Consider the following 20,149-nt stretch of genomic DNA (forward strand, 5'->3'; position numbering starts at 1 on the left):
CTTAGTTGATTTCGATCATTTCGAAGTCGAGTTTGCCGACGCCACAGTCCGGGCACAGCCAGTCTTCCGGCACGTCCTGCCACAGCGTGCCCGGCGCAATGCCGTCATCCGGCCAGCCCTCGGCTTCGTTGTAGATCAGGCCGCAGACCACACATTGCCACTTTTTCATTCAGGTACTTCCTCAGGGTTTCAGGCTTTGGTCGGCGCGGACGGTCGATGGTGGTTGTGCTGCCGTCCGGCTCAGGGCGTTTTGTACTGAGGGTGCCGGGCAGATGCAAGCCTGTTCGGCGCAACGGCGACCCGGATCCATCAAATTCGCAGCACGCCATGTTAAGCTCGCCGCCTCATTTGCGGCCAATAATGACTCATTGTGCACCATTCAAATGCCTGCCCGGCCCCGCTCTGGCTGACTCAAAGCCGACTGACGCCCCTTCCCGATTCGTTGACCCTGAACTGGTTGTTCGACGAAGGCTCGCTGACCCGCCGCCTGACGCGGCTGTCGAATGACGGCTTCAGTGTCACGCCGCTGTTCGAAGGCTGGGACACTTTGCGCAGCGACGAATGCGCGGCGCTGGATCTGGCAGAAGGCAGCGAAGGCTGGGTGCGCGAGGTGTATCTGCGCGGTCACGGCGAAGCCTGGGTGTTCGCCCGCAGCGTGGCGTCACGCGCCGCCCTGCAAGGCGACGGCTTGCACATGGACGAACTGGGCAGCCGCTCGCTGGGCGAACTGCTGTTTTGCGACCACGCCTTCCAGCGCCGCGCCATCGAGGTCTGCCACTACCCGCAGGACTGGTTGCCGTCAGCCTGCCAGGCGCCCGAACTGTGGGGCCGCCGTTCGCGCTTCGACCGTGGCGCCTTGAGCGTGCTGGTGGCGGAGATTTTCCTGCCGACGCTGTGGAACGCCGCCCGCGCCCATCCGGAGAACTGCTGATGTACCAGAGCCTGCTCAAGTCCCTGAACCGCTTGAATCCACGCGCCTGGGATTTCATTCAGTTGACGCGCATGGACAAGCCGATCGGCATTTACCTGCTGCTGTGGCCGACGCTATGGGCGCTATGGATTGCCGGTAAGGGCGCGCCTTCGCTGGCCAATATCGTGATTTTCGTCCTTGGCGTGGTACTGACCCGCGCCGGGGGTTGCGTGATCAACGACTGGGCCGACCGCAAGGTTGATGGCCACGTCAAACGCACCGCGCAACGACCGCTGGCCAGCGGCAAGGTCAGTTCGAAAGAGGCGCTGGTGTTCTTCGCGCTGCTGATGGGCGTGAGTTTCCTGCTGGTGCTGTGCACCAATGCACCGACCATCTGGCTGTCGCTGGGCGGCCTGGCGCTGGCGTTCACCTATCCGTTCATGAAGCGCTACACCTATTACCCGCAAGTGGTGCTCGGCGCGGCGTTCTCGTGGGGCATGCCGATGGCGTTCACCGCCGAAACCGGCGAACTGCCTGCCGCCGCGTGGCTGCTGTGGATCGCCAATCTGTTGTGGACAGTGGGTTACGACACCTATTACGCGATGACCGATCGTGACGATGACCTGAAGATCGGCGTGAAATCCACGGCAATTCTGTTCGGCGATGCGGACCGGGTGATCATCCTGACGTTGCAGGCGCTGTCGCTCGGCTGCCTGTTGCTGGCCGGGTCGAAGTTCGAGCTGGGGACGTGGTTCCATCTCGGCCTGCTGGTGGCCGCTGGCTGTTATGCGTGGGAGTTCTGGTACACCCGCGATCGCGACCGCATGCGTTGCTTCAAGGCGTTCTTGCACAACCATTGGGCCGGATTGGCGATTTTTGTCGGGATCGTGCTGGATTACGCGTTGCGCTGATCCACAAAAACCTGTGGGAGCGAGCCTGCTCGCTCCCACAGGGACGTAGTTACTGCAGGAATCAGTGTTTTGGCATGTGCCACATGTCCTTGAACCCTTCCCCCTTCATGTCGCCGGGTTTTTCATCCATTTTGAAGGTGTAAAGCGGCTTGCCGTCATATGCCCACTGCATGGTGCCGTCATCACGCTTGATGGGGGTGAATTTGCCTTCAGCCTTGGCACCCGCCGGCGCCATCATCGGCGGCCAGTTCTTCGCGCAATCGCCGTTGCACATCGATTTACCGCCCGTGTCCTTGTCGAAGGTGTACACGGTCATGCCTTTGTGATCGGTCATCATGCCGTCTTTCATCATGACCGGGTCGGCGGCGAACGCCATCGACGGTAATGCAACGGCAGCAGCCATCAGCAGGGCTTTGAAAGAAGCAGTCATTTGAGTCATGGAAACCTTCTTTTGTGGTTGTCAGGATTCGGACTTAGAGCTTAGTCCAGGATCACGCCAACCGCCGGGCGACTAAAATACTGTCACACGACTGCAATAATTCCGTTATCTAATGCGGCGCAAGACAGTTAAATGACAAGAGGATTAAGGCATGGTTGGCAGGAGCATTCTGATCGTCGACGACGAAGCGCCCATTCGCGAAATGATCGCCGTTGCGTTGGAAATGGCCGGCTATGACTGCCTCGAGGCGGAGAACTCGCAGCAGGCACACGCCATCATCGTTGACCGCAAACCGGACCTGATCCTGCTCGACTGGATGCTGCCCGGCACCTCTGGCATTGAACTGGCCCGCCGCCTCAAGCGTGACGAACTGACCGGGGACATCCCGATCATCATGCTCACCGCCAAGGGCGAAGAGGACAACAAGATTCAGGGTCTTGAAGTCGGCGCCGACGACTACATCACCAAGCCGTTTTCCCCACGCGAACTGGTCGCCCGCCTCAAGGCTGTGCTGCGCCGCGCCGGCCCGACCGATGGCGAAGCGCCAATCGAAGTCGGCGGCCTGCTGCTCGACCCGATCAGCCACCGCGTGACCATCGACGGCCGTCCGGCCGAGATGGGCCCGACCGAATACCGTCTGCTGCAATTCTTCATGACCCACCAGGAACGCGCCTACACGCGCGGGCAGTTGCTGGATCAGGTCTGGGGCGGCAACGTCTATGTTGAAGAGCGCACCGTCGACGTGCACATCCGGCGCCTGCGCAAGGCCCTCGGCGATGCCTACGAAAATCTGGTACAAACCGTGCGCGGCACCGGCTACCGGTTTTCCACCAAGGCCTGATCCGACCGCCAGACTCGCTGACAAGGACCGTATTTTCCGTGAATCAAAACTGGCATGGCACCCTGATTCGCCACATGCTGTTGCTGGTCACCGCCTGCCTGGTGATCGGTTTGATCAGCGGCTATTACGGCTGGAGCCTCGCTGCCGGCCTGGGCCTGTATCTGGCCTGGACGCTCAAGCAACTGCTGCGCCTGCACGAATGGCTGCGTCTGCACCAACCCGATGAAGCACCGCCCGATGGCTATGGCCTGTGGGGCGAGGTGTTCGACAGCATCTACCACCTGCAACGCCGCGACCAAAGGGTACGCGGACGCCTGCAAGCGGTGATCGACCGGGTACAGGAGTCCACCGCCGCGCTCAAAGATGCGGTGATCATGCTCGACAGCGACGGCAATCTGGAATGGTGGAACCGCGCTGCCGAAACCCTGCTCGGCCTCAAGACCCCGCAGGACAGTGGCCAACCGGTGACCAACCTGGTGCGCCATCCGCGCTTCAAGGAATACTTCGAGCAGGACAGCTACGCCGAACCGCTGGAAATCCCTTCGCCGACCAATGATCGGGTGCGCATTCAGCTGTACCTGACGCGCTACGGCAACAATGAACATTTGATGCTGGTGCGCGACGTCACGCGCATCCATCAGCTGGAACAGATGCGCAAAGACTTCATCGCCAACGTCTCCCACGAACTGCGCACGCCGCTGACGGTGATCTGCGGCTACCTGGAAACCCTGCTCGATAATGTCGAGGAAGTGAATCCGCGCTGGAGTCGCGCCCTGCAGCAGATGCAGCAACAGGGCGGGCGCATGCAGACCCTGCTCAACGACCTGCTGTTGCTGGCGAAACTGGAAGCCACCGATTACCCGTCGGACAATCAGCCGGTGCAGATCGACACCCTGCTGCAGTCGATCAAAAGCGATGCGCAGCAGTTGTCCGGGCAGAAAAACCAGAAAATCACCCTCGAAGCCGATGGCAAGATCCTGCTCAAGGGCAGCGAGGCGGAACTGCGCAGCGCCTTCTCCAACCTGGTGTTCAACGCCGTGAAGTACACCCCGGCCGAGGGCAACATCCGCATTCGCTGGTGGGGCGACGAGCAAGGCGCGCACCTGAGCGTGCAGGACTCCGGGATCGGCATCGACAGCAAGCACCTGCCGCGCCTGACCGAACGCTTCTACCGTGTCGACTCCAGTCGCAACTCCAACACCGGCGGCACCGGGCTGGGCCTGGCAATCGTCAAACATGTGTTGCTGCGCCACCGCGCACGGATGGAGATCAGCAGCGTGCCTGGTCATGGCAGCACGTTCACCTGCCACTTCGCCCCGGCCCAGGTGGCCCAGGCACGGGCCATCAGCGCCGCCGAGTGATACCGGCCAGCACGCGCCACTAGGCAATCGCCAAGTCAGCCGCTACATTGGCTGACTTGCGTCTGCCTTTCAGGCGCGATTTTTTCTCTCTTACGAATCACACGGAACCTGCAAAACTCCATCATGGACCCTTCCCCTGGCTTGTCCCTCGCTACGATTTTCGCCGATTTCGGCATGATTCTTTTCGCTCTGATCCTGGTGTTGCTCAACGGCTTCTTCGTTGCGGCGGAATTTGCCATGGTCAAACTGCGCTCGACCCGGGTCGAGGCCATCGCCGACAAGAACGGCTGGCGCGGGCACATCCTGCGCACCGTTCACAGTCAACTGGATGCGTACCTCTCGGCCTGTCAGCTCGGTATCACCCTCGCCTCCCTCGGTCTGGGCTGGGTCGGTGAACCGGCGTTCGCGCACCTGCTCGAGCCGCTGCTGAGCGCGGTCGGCGTGCAGTCGCCGGAAGTGGTCAAAGGCATTTCGTTCTTTACCGCGTTCTTCATTATTTCCTACCTGCACATCGTGGTCGGTGAGCTGGCGCCCAAGTCATGGGCGATCCGCAAACCCGAGCTGCTGTCGCTGTGGACGGCAGTGCCGCTGTACCTGTTCTACTGGGCGATGTACCCGGCGATCTACCTGCTCAACGCCAGCGCCAACGCGATTCTGCGCATCGCCGGCCAGGGCGAACCCGGCCCGCACCACGAACATCATTACAGCCGCGAAGAACTGAAACTGATCCTGCACTCCAGCCGTGGTCAGGACCCGAGCGACCAGGGCATGCGCGTGCTGGCCTCGGCAGTGGAGATGGGCGAACTGGAGGTGGTCGACTGGGCCAACTCCCGCGAAGACCTGATCACCCTCGAATTCAACGCGCCGCTGAAAGAAATCCTCGCGATGTTCCGTCGCCACAAGTTCAGCCGGTATCCGGTGTACGACAGCGAACGCCAGGAGTTCGTCGGCCTGCTGCACATCAAGGACCTGCTGCTGGAGCTGGCGGCGCTGGACCACATTCCGGAGTCGTTCAACCTGGCCGAGCTGACCCGCCCGCTGGAGCGCGTGTCGCGGCACATGCCGCTGTCGCAGCTGCTGGAGCAGTTCCGCAAGGGCGGCTCGCACTTCGCCGTGGTGGAAGAGGCCGACGGCAACATCATCGGCTACCTGACCATGGAAGACGTGCTGGAAGTGCTGGTCGGCGACATCCAGGACGAACACCGCAAAGCCGAGCGCGGGATCCTCGCGTATCAGCCGGGCAAGCTGCTAGTACGCGGCGACACGCCGCTGTTCAAAGTTGAACGCCTGCTAGGTATCGACCTGGATCACATCGAAGCGGAAACCCTCGCCGGGCTGGTCTATGAAACCCTCAAGCGCGTCCCGGAAGAGGAAGAAGTGCTGGAAGTCGAAGGCCTGCGGATCATCATCAAGAAGATGAAAGGGCCGAAGATTGTGCTGGCCAAGGTGTTGATGCTGGATTGATGGGTGTTTTGGGGGACGCTTCTGTGGTGAGGGGATTTATCCCCGATGGGTCGCGGAGCGTCCCTGTAATCTGCAATCGCTCAACTCCTGACTCAATGCCTTCAATGATTTTGGGACGGCTGCGCCGTCCATCGGGGATAAATCCCCTCACCACAAAAGCCCCTCCACAGCGGCCCCCTAACGGTTTTACTGTTTGCCCAACGCAAAGTTGGGCAACGCCCCCAGCGGCTGGTTGAACTGATACGGAATCGACACCAGCCCCTGCCCGGTATTGCGCTGCACCACAAAGTGCAGGTGCGGGCCGCTGCTGTTGCCGGTATTGCCCGACAGTGCCAGCGGGCTGCCGACCGTCACCCGCTGCCCCTCGCGCACGCTCACCGAACCTTGCTTGAGGTGCAGGTACACGCCCATCGTGCCGTCGTCATGCAGCACCCGGACGAAATTGCCGGACGCATCATTGCCGCGCCCGCTCTGCGAATTTTCGGTTTTCACCACCACCCCGGCCCGTGCGGCGATGATCGGCGTGCCGACCGGCATGGCGATGTCCATCGCATACCGGTTCTTCGGCCCGTAATGGCTGTACTGGCCATTGGCGCCCTGACTCAGACGGAACGGCCCGCCCCGCCACGGCAACGGATAGCGATAGCTCTGCGCAGCGCCTGCAGGGTCACCCAGGGAATACTGAAATTGCGGTGAATACACCAGCGGCTGACCCTGGGTAATCGCTGTGAGCAGTGCCAACCGGGTATTACTGCGCGCAGGCAGCACTCGGCGGATGGTCTGGGCCGGCACGCCACGCACGTTGCTCATCCCGGTAAACGCCAGCGCAATCTCGACCGGTGCATACAGATCGTTGCGCACGAACACCACGTCGGCGCCCTTCTGCTTCTTGATGTCGAGGTACACCTGGCGCTCCAGATGTTCGACCATGCGGTCCTGAAACACGAACACCTGCGAGCCTTTGCTCGGCCGGTCGCTGTACGAGACGACACCGTTGGCATCGGTGGATTTGTAGATGGTCATGGCCACAGTCGAGGTGGAGGCCAGGAAAAGACCACAGAGAAACAACAGGCGCGCGAGCATGGGCAGAAATCTGTCGAAGGAAGGCCTGGAAAAGAGCCTAGCAGCTGAGACAGACCAGGCTAGTCGACAGATGTTTCAAATTGCCCAGCGCACAAAGCAAAAGATCGCAGCCTGCGGCAGCTCCTACAGGGAAATGCATTCCAATGTAGGAGCTGCCGCAGGCTGCGATCTTTTCACAGACGCCGCTTACGCGCCCGGAACGAAGTGCTTCTGCGCCGTACCGCGGGCGATCAGGCGCGAGATGTAGTCGAGCTTCTGCGCATCCTGGTCGACGAAACGGAATGTCAGTTGCAGCCAGTCGCTGTCGGCTTTCTGTTCGTGGGCAACGATGGCGTGCAGGTAGCCGTTGAGGCGGGCGATTTCGGCGTTGTCGCCCTGCTCCAGATCGAGGACGGCGCTGTCGAGAATCTGCGGCAGGGCCTCGGTGCGTTTCACCACCAACAGCGCTTCCTTGATGCTCAGGGCCTTGATCACGCATTGCTGGGTGCCGCCTGGCAGGCGCAACTGGCCCTGGCCACGACCTCCGGCCGGGGCTTTGGAGGCGGCCGGAGCCTGGACTGGCGGGCTGTTGAGCAAGCCGCGGGACGGCGCCGCAGCAGGTGCCGCCGCAGCGGCAGGCTTGGCCGCCGCAGCGGCCGGCGCAGCACCGACCACCGCAGGCTTGCCACCGGTCAACGCGCTCAGGGAATCGTTGCCGAATGCCGAATTCATCTTGGTCGGCGCGCTGTTCATCAGAGTGTCGAGCTTGCCGACCTTGTTCAGCGCCTGCTTGACCTTGGTCAGCAGTTGCTCGTTGGTGAACGGCTTGCTGACATAGCCGGAAACGCCGGCCTGAATCGCCTGCACCACGTTCTCTTTATCACCACGGCTGGTGACCATGATGAATGGCATGGTTTTGAGATTGTCCTGCTCGCGGCACCAGGTCAGCAGTTCAAGACCGGACATTTCCGGCATTTCCCAGTCGCACAGCACCAGGTCGAATGCTTCCTTGGCCAACATGGCCTGAGCCTTTTTGCCGTTGATGGCATCCTCGGTGCGGATCCCCGGGAAGTAATTACGCAGGCACTTTTTCACCAGGTCGCGAATGAACGAAGCGTCGTCCACGACCAACACACTGATCTTGCTCATCCAACACCCCTATAAAAATCCCGGCAAGCATACCGCTTTGCTGATGGCACATTGCCAACAATCTTCAGTCACGCCGGGACTTTTCGTTCGCGGGTGCTGCTTTTTAATTCGATTCTCTACTCAAGCGCCATAAACAAAAACGCCCGGCCAAAGGGCCGGGCGCTTTTCTCAGGCAATCTTACTTATCGTCAGCATCGCCCGGAACATTAGCGGTTTCGCCGCTTGTGCCTTGAACTTCTTCTTTCATGCGTTTGAGGCCCAGGTGCCGCACATCGGTGCCGCGTACCAGGTAGATCACCAACTCCGAGATATTGCGCGCGTGGTCGCCGATACGCTCCAGCGAACGCAGCACCCAGATGATGCTCAAAACCCGCGAAATAGAGCGCGGGTCTTCCATCATGTAGGTGGCCAGCTCACGCAGCGCGGTCTTGTATTCGCGGTCGATGACCTTGTCGTATTGCGCCACCGACAGGGCCAGATCGGCGTCGAAGCGGGCAAACGCGTCCAGCGCATCGCGCACCATGTTGCGTACCTGGTCGCCGATGTGGCGCACTTCGACGTAACCGCGCGGCGCTTCGCCTTCTTCGCACAGCTGAATGGCACGGCGGGCAATCTTGGTCGCTTCGTCGCCGATGCGCTCCAGATCGATCACCGACTTGGAGATGCTGATGATCAGACGCAGGTCGGACGCCGCCGGCTGCCGACGGGCGAGAATGCGCAGGCATTCTTCATCGATGTTGCGTTCCATCTGATTGATCTGGTCGTCGATCTCGCGCACCTGCTGAGCCAGGCCGGAATCGGCCTCGATCAGTGCGGTGACCGCGTCGTTGACCTGCTTCTCGACCAGCCCGCCCATGGCCAGCAGGTGGCTGCGCACTTCTTCCAGTTCAGCGTTGAACTGCGCGGAGATGTGGTGGGTAAGGCCTTCTTTACTAATCATGGTGGCGTCCTTGGAGCGTCCGGTAAGGTGCGGCGGGCCGCAGCGTCAATTTCTTTGAGCAACCGCCATCTGCTAGCCGTAACGACCGGTGATGTAGTCTTCGGTCTGCTTCTTCGCCGGATTGGTGAACAGGGTGTCGGTGTCGCCGAATTCCACCAGTTTGCCCATGTACATGAACGCCGTGTAGTCGGAAACCCGCGCGGCCTGCTGCATGTTGTGGGTCACGATGACGATGGTGAACTTGGACTTCAGCTCGTAGATCAGCTCTTCGACTTTCAGGGTCGAGATCGGGTCGAGGGCCGAGCACGGCTCGTCGAGCAGCAACACTTCCGGCTCAACCGCGATGGTGCGGGCAATCACCAGACGCTGCTGCTGACCACCGGACAGGCCGAGTGCCGAGTCATGCAGACGGTCTTTGACCTCATCCCACAGCGCCGCGCCTTTCAGCGCCCACTCGACGGCTTCGTCGAGGATGCGCTTCTTGTTGATGCCTTGAATGCGCAAACCGTAGACCACGTTTTCGTAGATGGTCTTGGGGAACGGGTTGGGCTTCTGGAACACCATGCCCACGCGGCGACGCAATTCGGCGACGTCTTCACCCTTGCGGTAGATATTGTTGCCGTACAGGTTGATCGCACCTTCGACACGGCAACCGTCAACCAGGTCGTTCATGCGGTTGAAGGTGCGCAGCAGCGTGGACTTGCCGCAGCCGGACGGGCCGATGAACGCGGTCACGCGCTGTTTCGGGATGTTCATGCTGACGTCGAACAGCGCCTGCTTCTCACCGTAGAACAGGCTCAGGCCCGGGACCTCGATGGCCACCGTTTCCTGCTCGAGGCTCAGGCTCTGCTTGTCGCGACCCAGGGCCGACATGTTGATGCCGTGGGTATGTGTTTCGTGCTGCATGGGAGGCTCCCTGTGCTAACAAATTCGGTTGGTTGTACCGCCGGACAACGCCAGCGGGTTACTCAAATTCTGTGTCTGTCGCGATTCCTGTGGGAGCTGGCTTGCCAGCGATGGCATCACCGCGGTGTTACTGGCAGACCGCGTCGTCTGCATCGCTGGCAAGCCAGCTCCCACAGGGTTTGTGTCAACTATCCAGTGCTTTGTATTTTTCGCGCAGGTGGTTACGAATCCACACCGCCGACAGGTTCAACGTGGCGATCACCAGCACCAGCAGCAACGCCGTGGCGTACACCAGCGGCCGTGCCGCTTCGACGTTCGGGCTCTGGAAGCCGACGTCATAGATGTGGAAGCCCAGGTGCATGATCTTCTGGTCCAGGTGCAGGTACGGGTAATTGCCGTCCACCGGCAGCGACGGTGCCAGTTTCACTACACCCACCAGCATCAATGGCGCCACTTCACCGGCGGCGCGAGCCACGGCGAGGATCATGCCGGTCATCATGGCCGGGCTGGCCATTGGCAGGACGATCTTCCACAGCGTCTCGGCCTTGGTCGCGCCCAGTGCCAGCGAGCCTTCACGGACGGTGCGCGGGATACGCGCCAGACCTTCCTCGGTCGCCACGATCACCACCGGCACCGCCAGCAGCGCCAGGGTCAACGAAGCCCAGAGCAGACCCGGTGTGCCGAACGTCGGCGCCGGCAGCGCTTCAGGGAAGAACAGACGGTCGACCGATCCACCCAGCACGTAGACGAAGAAGCCCAGACCGAACACGCCGTAGACGATCGCCGGCACACCGGCGAGGTTGTTCACCGCGATGCGGATCACTCGGGTCAGGGTGTTCTGCTTGGCGTATTCACGCAGGTACACCGCCGCCAGCACGCCGAACGGGGTGACGATCATTGCCATGATCAGAGTCATCATCACGGTGCCGAAAATCGCCGGGAAGATCCCGCCTTCAGTGTTCGCTTCACGCGGGTCATCCGAGAGGAACTCCCAGACCTTGCCGAAGTAGAAACCGATCTTGGTCATCGTGCCCATGGCGTTCGGCTGGTAAGCGTGAACCACTTTGCCCAGGCTGATTTCGATCTCTTTGCCGTTGGCATCGCGGGCGGTCAACGCGTCGCGGTTGAACTGCGCATGCAGATCGCTCAGGCGTGCTTCGACATCCTGATAACGCGCGTTCAGCTCGGCACGCTCGGCGTCCATGTCCGCTTGCGCGGTGGCGTCGAGCTTGCCGTCCAGTTCCAGTTTGCGCCCGTGCAGACGGATGCGTTCCAGCCCTGCGTTGATCGCACCGATGTCAGTCTTTTCCAGCGATTTGAGTTGGGCCGCCAGGCCGTTCACCCGGTTGATCCGCGCTTGCAGCTCAGGCCACGCCGCTTCACCTTCGGCGATGACCTTGCCGTCCTGTTTGACGTTGACCAGGTAGCCGTAGAAGTTGCCCCACTCGCGACGCTCGATCGCCATCAGTTCCGGCGGCGTGGTCTGCTTGGTCAACCACTCGCCGACCACCCAGGTGAAGTCGTTGCCGTTGAGGTCACGGTTGCCGACCTTGATCAGCTCGCGGGTCATGAATTCCGGGCCCTGATCAGGCACCGGCAGGCCGGCGCTTTTCAGGCGTGCGCGCGGTACTTCTTCTTTCTGTACCACTTCGCCGATGACCAGGTGATTGGCCTGGCCCGGTACGTCGTAGCTGGCGTGGATCAGGTCCGCCGGCCAGAAGTGACCCAGACCGCGCACGGCAATCACCGCCAGCAGGCCAATGGTCATGATGACCGCGATGGACACCGCGCCACCGCTGATCCAGACGCCCGGGGCGCCGCTCTTGAACCATCCATTCAGGGAGTTCTGTTTCACAGACTTCTACCTTTCTTAAAGCGACGAGTATTTCTTGCGCAGACGCTGACGAATCAGTTCTGCCAGGGTGTTCATGACGAAGGTGAACAACAGCAGCACCAGCGCCGAGAGGAACAGCACGCGGTAGTGGCTGCCGCCGACTTCCGACTCAGGCATTTCCACCGCGACGTTGGCGGCCAGGGTGCGCAGGCCTTCGAACAGGTTCATTTCCATGACCGGGGTGTTACCCGTGGCCATCAGCACGATCATGGTTTCGCCGACCGCACGGCCCATGCCGATCATCAGCGCCGAGAAAATGCCCGGGCTGGCGGTGAGGATCACCACGCGGGTCATGGTCTGCCACGGCGTGGCACCGAGCGCCAGGGAACCGAGGGTCAGGCCACGCGGCACGCTGAACACGGCGTCTTCGGCAATCGAGTAGATGTTCGGGATCACCGCAAAACCCATCGCCAGACCGACCACCAGAGCGTTGCGCTGGTCGTAGGTGATGCCCAGGTCGTGGGAGATCCACATGCGCATGTCACCGCCGAAGAACCAGTTCTCCATGTACGGGCTCATGTACAGCGACAGCCAACCGACAAACAGAATCACCGGAATCAGCAGCGCACTTTCCCAGCCATCCGGGACTTTCAGGCGGATCGATTCAGGCAGGCGACTGAAAGTGAAACCGGCCACCAGAATGCCGATCGGCAACAGCATCAGCAGGCTGAAGATGCCCGGCAGATGCCCTTCCACATACGGGGCGAGGAACAGACCGGCGAAGAACCCGAGGATCACCGTCGGCATCGCTTCCATCAACTCGATCACCGGTTTGACCTTGCGGCGCATGCCCGGGGCCATGAAGTACGCGGTGTAGATCGCAGCGGCAACCGCCAGCGGCGCCGCCAGCAGCATCGCGTAGAACGCCGCTTTCAGGGTGCCGAAGGTCAGTGGCGAGAGGCTCAGTTTCGGTTCGAAATCGGTGTTGGCGGCGGTCGATTGCCAGACGTATTTAGGCTCGTCGTAGTTCTCGTACCAGACCTTGCTCCACAACGCGCTCCACGACACTTCCGGGTGCGGGTTGTCCAGCAGCAGCGGTTGCAGCTTGCCGCCCGCCTCAACGATCACCCGGTTGGCGCGCGGCGACAGGCCGAACAGGCCCTGACCTTCGGCCACCGGCTCGACCAGCAACGTGCGGTGCGCGGTGCTGTGGAACACACCGAGTTTGCCGCTGGCATCGAGGGCCACGAAGCCCTTGCGACGCTCTTCGGCGGTGATTTCGACGATCGGCGTGGTGCCCATCTGGAAAGTACGGATCTGCTTCAGGCGCAGTTCGCCATCGGTGTCTCGGGCCATGAACCACTGGGCCAGGCCACCCTTGGAGTCACCGATGATCAGCGAGATGCCGCCCACCAGTTGCGTGCTCGCGGTGACTTCGGCGTCGGCGTTTTCCAGCAGTTTGTAGCGACCGTTGAGGCTCTTGTCGCGCAGGCTGAACACGTCGGCCTGGGCGCGTCCGTTGACCACGTACAGCCATTGCTGGCGCGGGTCGACGAAGATGTTTTTCACCGGTTCGGTCATCTGCGGCAGATCGATACGTTTCTGCTCGTTGGTGACTTCGCCGGTCATCATGTTTTCTTCGCTGGTCAGCGCCAGCACATTGAGTTGCGCACCGGTCGAACCGACCAGCATCAGCGTCGAATCGGTCGCATTGAGGCTCACATGTTCCAGCGCCCCGCCGCTCTCGTTCACAGCGATCGGCGCCTCGCCGTACGGGTATTCGATGGCCGGTGTGATGGTTTTCTTGCCATCGGGGTAGCTGACTTTATAGGTGTGACGGAACACCAGCGCCTGACCGTTGGACAGGCCCACCGCTACCAGCGGATGACCTGGCTGATCTTCGCCAATGGAAGTGACGGTCGCGCCGGCAGGAACCGGCAGATCGACGCGCTTCAATTCAGCGCCACTGTCGATGTCGAAGAACAGCGCCTGGCCCTTGTCGGAAACGCGCATCGCCACCTGATTCTGCTCTTCGAGCGAAATCATCAGCGGCGTGCCGGCGTCCTGCATCCAGGCCGGGGTAATGGCATCTTTCGCGGTCAGGCTGGCACCCTGGAACAACGGGGCAACGACGTAGGCGAGGAAGAAGAAGATCAGGGTGATGGCTGCCAGCACCGCCAGCCCGCCAACGAGGACGTACCAGCGGGTGAAGCGATCCTTGAGCGCGCGAATGCGGCGCTTGCGTTGCAACTCAGGCGTATTGAAGTCAATGCGCTTGGGAGGGTTCGTAGTCATTTTGGAATTGGCCAGATCATTCATGCGCACACCCTAGCGATCCTGTATGACAGAAAGATGACAATGCAGTGACGCAGCAAATCCGCCGCCAGCAGGGCACTGGCAGTGGATAAAAGAATTCGGGGAGTGTGGGGCGAACTTGCTCGCGAAAGTGCCGGTTCTGAAGGCCGCTTCGCGAGCAGGCTCGCTCCCACATGAGTCAGGCGGGGTTTACCCCTGACTCAGTTTGTTACTTTTTTGCGACTTCAGCGCCGCCTTCCTGCAGACCCAGGTCAGCCAGTGCTTTTGCAGCAACCTTGGCTGGCAGTGGGATGTAGCCGTCTTTCACCACCACTTCCTGGCCCTGTTTGGACAGAACCAGTTTCACGAACTCGGCTTCCAGCGGGGCCAGAGGCTTGTTCGGGGCCTTGTTCACGTAAACGTAGAGGAAGCGCGACAGTGGGTACTTGCCGTTCAGGGCGTTTTCTTCGGTGTCCTCGATGAAGTCAGTGCTGCCTTTCTTCGACAGAGCAACAGTCTTCACGCTGGCAGTCTTGTAGCCGATGCCCGAGTAGCCGATGCCGTTCAGCGAGGAGCTGATCGACTGCACAACCGACGCCGAACCTGGTTGTTCGTTGACGTTAGGCTTGTAGTCGCCTTTGCACAGGGCTTCTTCCTTGAAGTAACCGTAGGTGCCGGATACCGAGTTACGACCGAACAGTTGCACTGGCTTGTTGGCCAGGTCGCCGGTCACGCCCAGGTCGCCCCAGGTTTTCACGTCGGCTTTGGCGCCGCACAGACGGGTGGACGAGAAGATCGCGTCAACCTGCTCCATGGTCAGGTGCTGGATCGGGTTGTCCTTGTGCACGAACACCGCCAGGGCGTCCACGGCCACCGGAATAGCGGTTGGCTTGTAGCCGTATTTCTGTTCGAAGGCCGCCAGTTCGGTGTCCTTCATCTTGCGGCTCATCGGGCCCAGGTTGGAGGTGCCTTCGGTCAGCGCAGGTGGCGCGGTGGCGGAGCCAGCAGCCTGAATCTGGATGTTTACGTTCGGATATTCTTTCTTGTAGTTCTCAGCCCACAGGGTCATGAGGTTGGCCAGGGTATCGGAACCGACGCTGGACAGGTTGCCCGACACACCAGTGGTCTTGGTGTAGCTCGGGATAGCAGGGTCAACAGCGGCGAACGCGTTGGCAGTCGCAACGCCAGCAGCGACAAAAGTCATTGCCGCCATCAAACGCTTCAGTTTCATGCCTTACTCCTAGCAGATAGGGTGTGTTAAGTCGGGGCCAAGTATCAGCAGGCCGTGTGAACACTCTATGGCTGAAATATGACAATTGGATGAAAGGCCAGCATGGGCGCGGCACAAAAAAATGAAACTCTTCCAAGGTTGACAAATCAATACCAAAAGATAGTCTTGTCAACCACAAGAGGGCACCATGATAAACGACCGAATTCGTCGCGCACGCCTGCAACGAGGGCTAACCCTTGATGCTCTGGCCATCCAGCTCGGCGACATAACCAAACAAGCTTTGAGCAAATATGAGAAGGGGTTGAGCACCCCGAACTCCACTCGCCTGCTGCAACTAGCTAAAGCACTGCAGGTCAATCCTGAGTACTTTTTCCGCTCAGAAGCGATACCTTTGGCACCTCTGGAATTTCGTAAGCTGGCCAAGATGCCCAAGTATCGCCAGGCCCAAGTAGAAGAAAAAATTCGAGAGCACCTCGAGCGATACATCGCCCTAGAGGAATGTTTCGATCCCGCAGACATCAACACCCCTGTCACTCCCGCACAAATGATTGCAGTCTCCTCTATTGATGAAGCCGAGCTAGCGGCTGAGGAGCTTCGCCAATTCTGGGGAATTGGCACTGACCCCATTGCCAACCTCACCGAACAGCTGGAAGAGCACAGCATCAAGATTGCAATGCTCAATGGCCCAGACGATTTCGATGGTGCCTGTGCTACAACTGGCGACGGGAAGCATGTCCTAATTGCGTTGAATGCTGATCGCCCAGGCGAACGAATCAGGTTTACTGCCGCCCATGAGCTCGGTCATTGGGTGATGGCATTGCCAGAGGAGATGTCTGAAAAGGATAAAGAAAATTGCTGCCATCGTTTCGCAGGGGCGTTTCTGTATCCAGCCAAAAGCGTTACTGGCGATTTCGGCAACCATCCTCGCACCAGGGTTTATCCACAAGAACTACTGATTGCCAAGCGGCAATACGGAATATCGATGCATGCCGCCCTGAGACGACTGAAGGATCTGAAGCTACTCAGCGAAGGTGGTTATAAATCCCTCACTATTCAATTCAGTGCCAAAGGCTGGCGAAAGTCGGAACCTGAGCCGATGCCGTGCAAACCGCCGCAAAGGTTTGAGTCGTTAGCATTTTGGGCACTGGCAGAAGGGCTGATTACCAAATCCCGGGCTGCCGAACTCTTGCGCAAGCCAGTAAAAGCCCTGGACCCAAGTTTCCTGGGCTCATTGGAGAGTGCATGAGCCTTATCTACATCAGTGATACGAATATCTGGATCGATTTCAGAAATGCCGGATTACTGGAGCAGATGTTTAGATTGCCTTTCACATTGTGTTGTACTGACTTCGTAATGCATGAACTTGAAGACTTCCCACATGACGAATTGCTTGATCAAGGTCTGATAGTCGAATCACTCGATGACGCCAGTGTCATGCGGTTATATGGTTTACGAATCGAACACAACAACAGTTCGCTGGCCGATGTGTCTTGTTACCTGCTGGCACAGCAAACACGTCGCCCTTTACTCACCGGAGATGGCAAGCTGAGGCGCCAGGCACAGCGAGGCGGACTCCAAGTACACGGAGCTCTTTGGTTACTGGATTTGATGGTTGAACATCACGTCATCGAAAGACTGCATGCAGCAGAAGCCTTGGCCCACATGCTTGAGCATGGAGCTCGACTCCCGGCTAGCGAGTGTGAAACAAGGCTCTCACGCTGGCGAGAGCCCTAAATAGCTGAATCTTTGGATCAGCGCCCCTTCTTCCAGAGCCACGCCCCCACCAGAATCCCCATCGTGCACAGCACCGCCACATAGTAGGCCGGGCCCATCGCACTCTCTTTAAGCAACAGGCTGACCACCATCGGCGTCAGGCCACCGAAGATCGCATACGCCACGTTGTACGAGAACGACAGCCCGCTGAAGCGCACCACCGGCGGGAACGCTTTCACCATCACATAAGGCACCGCGCCGATGGTGCCGACCAGCAGACCGGTCAGCGCATACAGCGGGAACAGCCAGTTCGGGTGATCGGCGAGGCTGTGATAGAAAGTCCAGGAGCTGATCAGCAGGCCCAGGCTACCGAAGACAAACACCCGGCCGGCGCCGAAACGGTCGGCCATGGCACCGGAGATGATGCAGCCGACGCTGAGGAACACGATCGCCAGGCTGTTCGATTGCAGCGCCACCGTTGGCGAGAAGTGATAGACCGTCTGCAGCACGGTCGGGGTCATCAGAATCACCACGACGATCCCGGCCGACAGCAGCCAGGTCAGCAGCATCGAGATCGCAATCGCCCCACGATGGTCACGCAGCACCGCACGCAACGGCACTTCCTCGGCCAGCGCCTTGCGCAGTTGCAGCTCGGCGAACACCGGAGTTTCGTGCAGCCAGCGGCGCAGGTACACCGAGAACAGGCCGAAGACGCCGCCGAGCAGGAATGGGATCCGCCAGGCGTAGTCGGACACCTCCACTGGCGTGTAGATGCTGTTGATTGCCGTGGCGACCAGCGAGCCGAGCAAAATGCCGGCAGTCAGGCCGCTGGTCAGAGTGCCGCAGGCGTAGCCGATGTGCTTTTGCGGTACGTGTTCGGAAACGAAGACCCACGCCCCCGGCACCTCACCGCCAATCGCTGCGCCCTGGATCACTCGCATCAGCAGCAACAGAATCGGCGCCCACAGGCCGATCTGTGCGTAGGTTGGCAGCAGGCCCATGATCAGGGTCGGCACGGCCATCATGAAAATGCTCAGGGTAAACATTTTCTTGCGCCCCAACAGGTCGCCGAAGTGCGCCATGACGATGCCGCCCAGCGGCCGCGCGAGGTAACCGGCGGCGAAAATGCCGAAGGTCTGCATCAGGCGCAGCCACTCGGGCATGTCGGCCGGGAAGAACAGCTTGCCGACCACGGTGGCGAAGAACACGAAGATGATGAAATCGTAAAACTCCAGCGCACCGCCCAGGGCCGATAGCGACAGAGTCTTGTAATCATTGCGGGTCAGGGGGCGTGCAGGTTGCTCGGGCTGCGCGAGGCTCGAAGGCGCTGTGGTCATGGCAAGGGCTTCTCTTATAGGCGGATCTACCGCCACAACAACGCTGGCTGTGGCTTGGGCAGGTTCGGCACCATAGCAAATTGTTCGAAAAAGCACATAGAGGCGCGTATTTGCCGGTCAAAATCAGAACCCGATGGTCGTCGCGGAGTCTACCGACCGATATACTCGCAACCTTGCTCCGGTTTGTAGGGGGTTGCTGTGCGAAAACGTCGTTGGCCCGGTTTTTGAACGGGATCAGCCGGTTTCGCAGAGTTTCCCCTTTAGGCGCCTATGGAAAACGTGACGAACGCAGTATGTTCGGTGCTGAATCGTTTTTCCTTAAGACGGCTACCACCAGCACTACCAACGAAGAGTCACGGGTCAGAGGCACCCCCGGCATGATAGAGCTCGAACAAGAAGATCCGATCCCGCAAGGCGACCTGGCCTTGCAAATCACCGCACTCCCGCGCGAAACCAACGGCTTTGGCGATATTTTCGGCGGCTGGCTGGTGGCGCAGATGGACCTCGCGGGGACCGCGATGGCCAGCCGCGTTGCCGGTGGCCGTGTGGCAACCGTGGCCATCGACCGCATGGCCTTTCTGGTGCCGGTCGCGGTCGGCGCGCAATTGTCCTTTTATACCCAGACCCTGGAAATCGGCCGTAGCTCGATCCAGATGATGGTCGAAGTGTGGAGTGACGATCCGCTGTCCAGCGAGTGGCGTAAAGTGACCGAGGCGGTGTTCGTCTTCGTCGCCATCGACGGCAGCGGTCGCACCCGCTCGGTGCCACCGCGCGCACGTTAAACCTCGCCGCGGTTTTGCGGTCGATAGTCGTCCCAAGTGTCTGATCGAGAGCTGTCCCATGAACACGCCCAACGTTGAAGCCGTGAAACTGGATGAACTGAACTGCTGGCGCATCCGCCACGGTCAGGCCGAAGTGCTGGTGGCCCAGCAAGGCGCGCACATCCTCAGTTATCAGATCGACGGCCAGCCGCCGATCATCTGGCTCAATGACAAGGCTGTGTTCAAGACCGGCAAGAGCATCCGCGCCGGTGTGCCGGTATGCTGGCCATGGTTCGGCAAGTTCGAACGCAACCCGCAGAGCGTGCAGGCCATGTACACCGGTGAGCAACCGGCACCCGCACACGGTCTGGTGCGAGCGATGGATTGGGAGCTGAGCGGCATCGAATCAGAAGTTGACGGCGTCAAGGTCGAATTCAAGCTGGCCTACCCCGAAGGTGGCCTGCCGGGCTGGCCGCATCAGGTCGATCTGACCCTGACCCTGCATCTGAATGATCAGTTGCACATCAGCCTGACCAGCCACAACCGAGGTGCCGAAGCCGTCAGCATCAGCCAGGCGCTGCACACTTATTTCGCAGTCAGCGATGTGCGCAACGCGCACGTCGACGGTGTGGACGGTCTGGATTACATCGAGACGCTGGATGAGTGGAAAACCCACAGCCAGCAAGGTGACCTGCATTTCGCTGGCGAAACCGACCGCATCTACCTCGACGCCCCGCCGCAGTTGAGCATCGTCGACCCGACCTGGGAACGACGCATCGTGCTGACCGCCACTGGCTCACGCACCGCGGTGATCTGGAACCCGTGGATAGACCGTGCGGCAGCGTTGGCCGACATGGACAACGACGGCTGGCAGCGCATGCTGTGCATCGAGACGGCAAATGTAATGAATGATGTGGTGAATCTGGCGTCGGGTGCGAGCCATACGATGGGTGTCAGCGTCGGTAGTAAACCGCTTTAAGATCAAAAGATCGCAG

Annotated in this window: 19 protein-coding genes; 9 read left to right on the forward strand and 10 right to left on the reverse strand. The window is 60.2% G+C overall.

What is annotated here, in order from left to right; translation table 11 throughout:
- Position 1: 1 nt before the first annotated feature.
- Positions 2-169 (reverse strand): rubredoxin, encoded by a 168-nt coding sequence (locus tag AC193Q_RS19740; protein WP_007920267.1) that lies wholly within the window; start codon positions 167-169, stop codon positions 2-4.
- 201 nt (positions 170-370) lie between these two features.
- Here AC193Q_RS19740 and AC193Q_RS19745 point away from each other — a divergent pair, with 201 nt between their 5' ends.
- Both AC193Q_RS19745 and ubiA read left to right on the forward strand, forming a co-directional pair.
- Entirely contained in the window at positions 371-931 is a 561-nt protein-coding gene (locus AC193Q_RS19745; RefSeq protein ID WP_095667994.1) for a chorismate--pyruvate lyase family protein, read from the forward strand.
- Positions 931-1,821 carry a 4-hydroxybenzoate octaprenyltransferase gene (gene ubiA, locus AC193Q_RS19750; protein WP_047297312.1) on the forward strand — a complete coding sequence of 297 codons (891 nt, stop codon included), beginning with the start codon at positions 931-933 and terminating at the stop codon, positions 1,819-1,821. The genes AC193Q_RS19745 and ubiA overlap by 1 nt, the downstream gene beginning before the upstream one ends.
- Before the next feature lie 61 nt (positions 1,822-1,882).
- Here ubiA and AC193Q_RS19755 read toward each other — a convergent pair whose 3' ends face one another.
- Positions 1,883-2,260, reverse strand: coding sequence for a COG4315 family predicted lipoprotein (locus tag AC193Q_RS19755; RefSeq protein WP_041071626.1), 378 nt, complete (start codon positions 2,258-2,260; stop codon positions 1,883-1,885).
- 151 nt (positions 2,261-2,411) lie between these two features.
- On the opposite strand from AC193Q_RS19755, the gene phoB reads away from it, so the two are divergent.
- From phoB to AC193Q_RS19770, 3 genes are all read left to right on the forward strand, one after another.
- Positions 2,412-3,101 carry a phosphate regulon transcriptional regulator PhoB gene (gene phoB, locus AC193Q_RS19760; RefSeq protein ID WP_003229608.1) on the forward strand — a complete coding sequence of 230 codons (690 nt, stop codon included), beginning with the start codon at positions 2,412-2,414 and terminating at the stop codon, positions 3,099-3,101.
- A 74-nt stretch (positions 3,102-3,175) separates the two neighbouring features.
- A complete protein-coding gene (gene phoR, locus AC193Q_RS19765) occupies positions 3,176-4,462 on the forward strand; it encodes a phosphate regulon sensor histidine kinase PhoR (protein WP_217436730.1) in 1,287 nt (428 codons plus the stop codon).
- A 123-nt stretch (positions 4,463-4,585) separates the two neighbouring features.
- On the forward strand, positions 4,586-5,926 hold the full coding sequence (locus AC193Q_RS19770) for a hemolysin family protein (RefSeq protein ID WP_007962298.1): 1,341 nt from the start codon (positions 4,586-4,588) through the stop codon (positions 5,924-5,926).
- Positions 5,927-6,112: 186 nt separating this feature from the next.
- Here AC193Q_RS19770 and AC193Q_RS19775 read toward each other — a convergent pair whose 3' ends face one another.
- The 7 genes from AC193Q_RS19775 to AC193Q_RS19805 all read right to left on the reverse strand — a co-directional run bounded on the left by AC193Q_RS19775 (position 6,113) and on the right by AC193Q_RS19805 (position 15,343).
- Positions 6,113-7,009: a peptidoglycan DD-metalloendopeptidase family protein gene (locus AC193Q_RS19775; protein ID WP_041071631.1), complete on the reverse strand. Its 897-nt coding sequence runs from the start codon at positions 7,007-7,009 to the stop codon at positions 6,113-6,115.
- Positions 7,010-7,195: 186 nt separating this feature from the next.
- Positions 7,196-8,137, reverse strand: coding sequence for a response regulator (locus AC193Q_RS19780; RefSeq protein WP_121182776.1), 942 nt, complete (start codon positions 8,135-8,137; stop codon positions 7,196-7,198).
- A 178-nt stretch (positions 8,138-8,315) separates the two neighbouring features.
- Entirely contained in the window at positions 8,316-9,077 is a 762-nt protein-coding gene (gene phoU, locus AC193Q_RS19785; RefSeq protein ID WP_007962290.1) for a phosphate signaling complex protein PhoU, read from the reverse strand.
- A gap of 72 nt (positions 9,078-9,149) precedes the next feature.
- Complete coding sequence (pstB, locus tag AC193Q_RS19790) at positions 9,150-9,983, reverse strand: phosphate ABC transporter ATP-binding protein PstB (protein ID WP_007962289.1); 834 nt, start codon at positions 9,981-9,983, stop codon at positions 9,150-9,152.
- A 184-nt stretch (positions 9,984-10,167) separates the two neighbouring features.
- Entirely contained in the window at positions 10,168-11,838 is a 1,671-nt protein-coding gene (gene pstA, locus AC193Q_RS19795; RefSeq protein WP_041071636.1) for a phosphate ABC transporter permease PstA, read from the reverse strand.
- Between the two features lie 15 nt (positions 11,839-11,853).
- A complete protein-coding gene (locus AC193Q_RS19800) occupies positions 11,854-13,887 on the reverse strand; it encodes an ABC transporter permease subunit (RefSeq protein ID WP_183082867.1) in 2,034 nt (677 codons plus the stop codon).
- A 454-nt stretch (positions 13,888-14,341) separates the two neighbouring features.
- Complete coding sequence (locus AC193Q_RS19805) at positions 14,342-15,343, reverse strand: phosphate ABC transporter substrate-binding protein PstS (protein WP_034152107.1); 1,002 nt, start codon at positions 15,341-15,343, stop codon at positions 14,342-14,344.
- A gap of 187 nt (positions 15,344-15,530) precedes the next feature.
- Between AC193Q_RS19805 and AC193Q_RS19810 the strand changes: the two genes are divergently transcribed.
- Positions 15,531-16,589, forward strand: a complete 1,059-nt coding sequence (locus AC193Q_RS19810) for a helix-turn-helix domain-containing protein (protein ID WP_095667991.1) — start codon at positions 15,531-15,533, stop codon at positions 16,587-16,589.
- Entirely contained in the window at positions 16,586-17,077 is a 492-nt protein-coding gene (locus tag AC193Q_RS19815) for a PIN domain-containing protein (protein ID WP_121182780.1), read from the forward strand. Before AC193Q_RS19810 ends, AC193Q_RS19815 begins: the two co-directional genes overlap by 4 nt.
- A 17-nt stretch (positions 17,078-17,094) precedes the next feature.
- Here the strand turns inward: AC193Q_RS19815 and AC193Q_RS19820 are convergent, their stop codons facing one another.
- Positions 17,095-18,393, reverse strand: a complete 1,299-nt coding sequence (locus AC193Q_RS19820) for an MFS transporter (protein WP_095667989.1) — start codon at positions 18,391-18,393, stop codon at positions 17,095-17,097.
- Between the two features lie 377 nt (positions 18,394-18,770).
- On the opposite strand from AC193Q_RS19820, the gene AC193Q_RS19825 reads away from it, so the two are divergent.
- A complete protein-coding gene (locus AC193Q_RS19825; protein WP_003229628.1) occupies positions 18,771-19,175 on the forward strand; it encodes an acyl-CoA thioesterase in 405 nt (134 codons plus the stop codon).
- Positions 19,176-19,233: 58 nt separating this feature from the next.
- On the forward strand, positions 19,234-20,133 hold the full coding sequence (locus tag AC193Q_RS19830) for a D-hexose-6-phosphate mutarotase (protein WP_121182782.1): 900 nt from the start codon (positions 19,234-19,236) through the stop codon (positions 20,131-20,133).
- The last annotated feature ends 16 nt before the right edge of the window (positions 20,134-20,149 follow it).

Source organism: Pseudomonas sp. F2 (assembly GCF_057174385.1).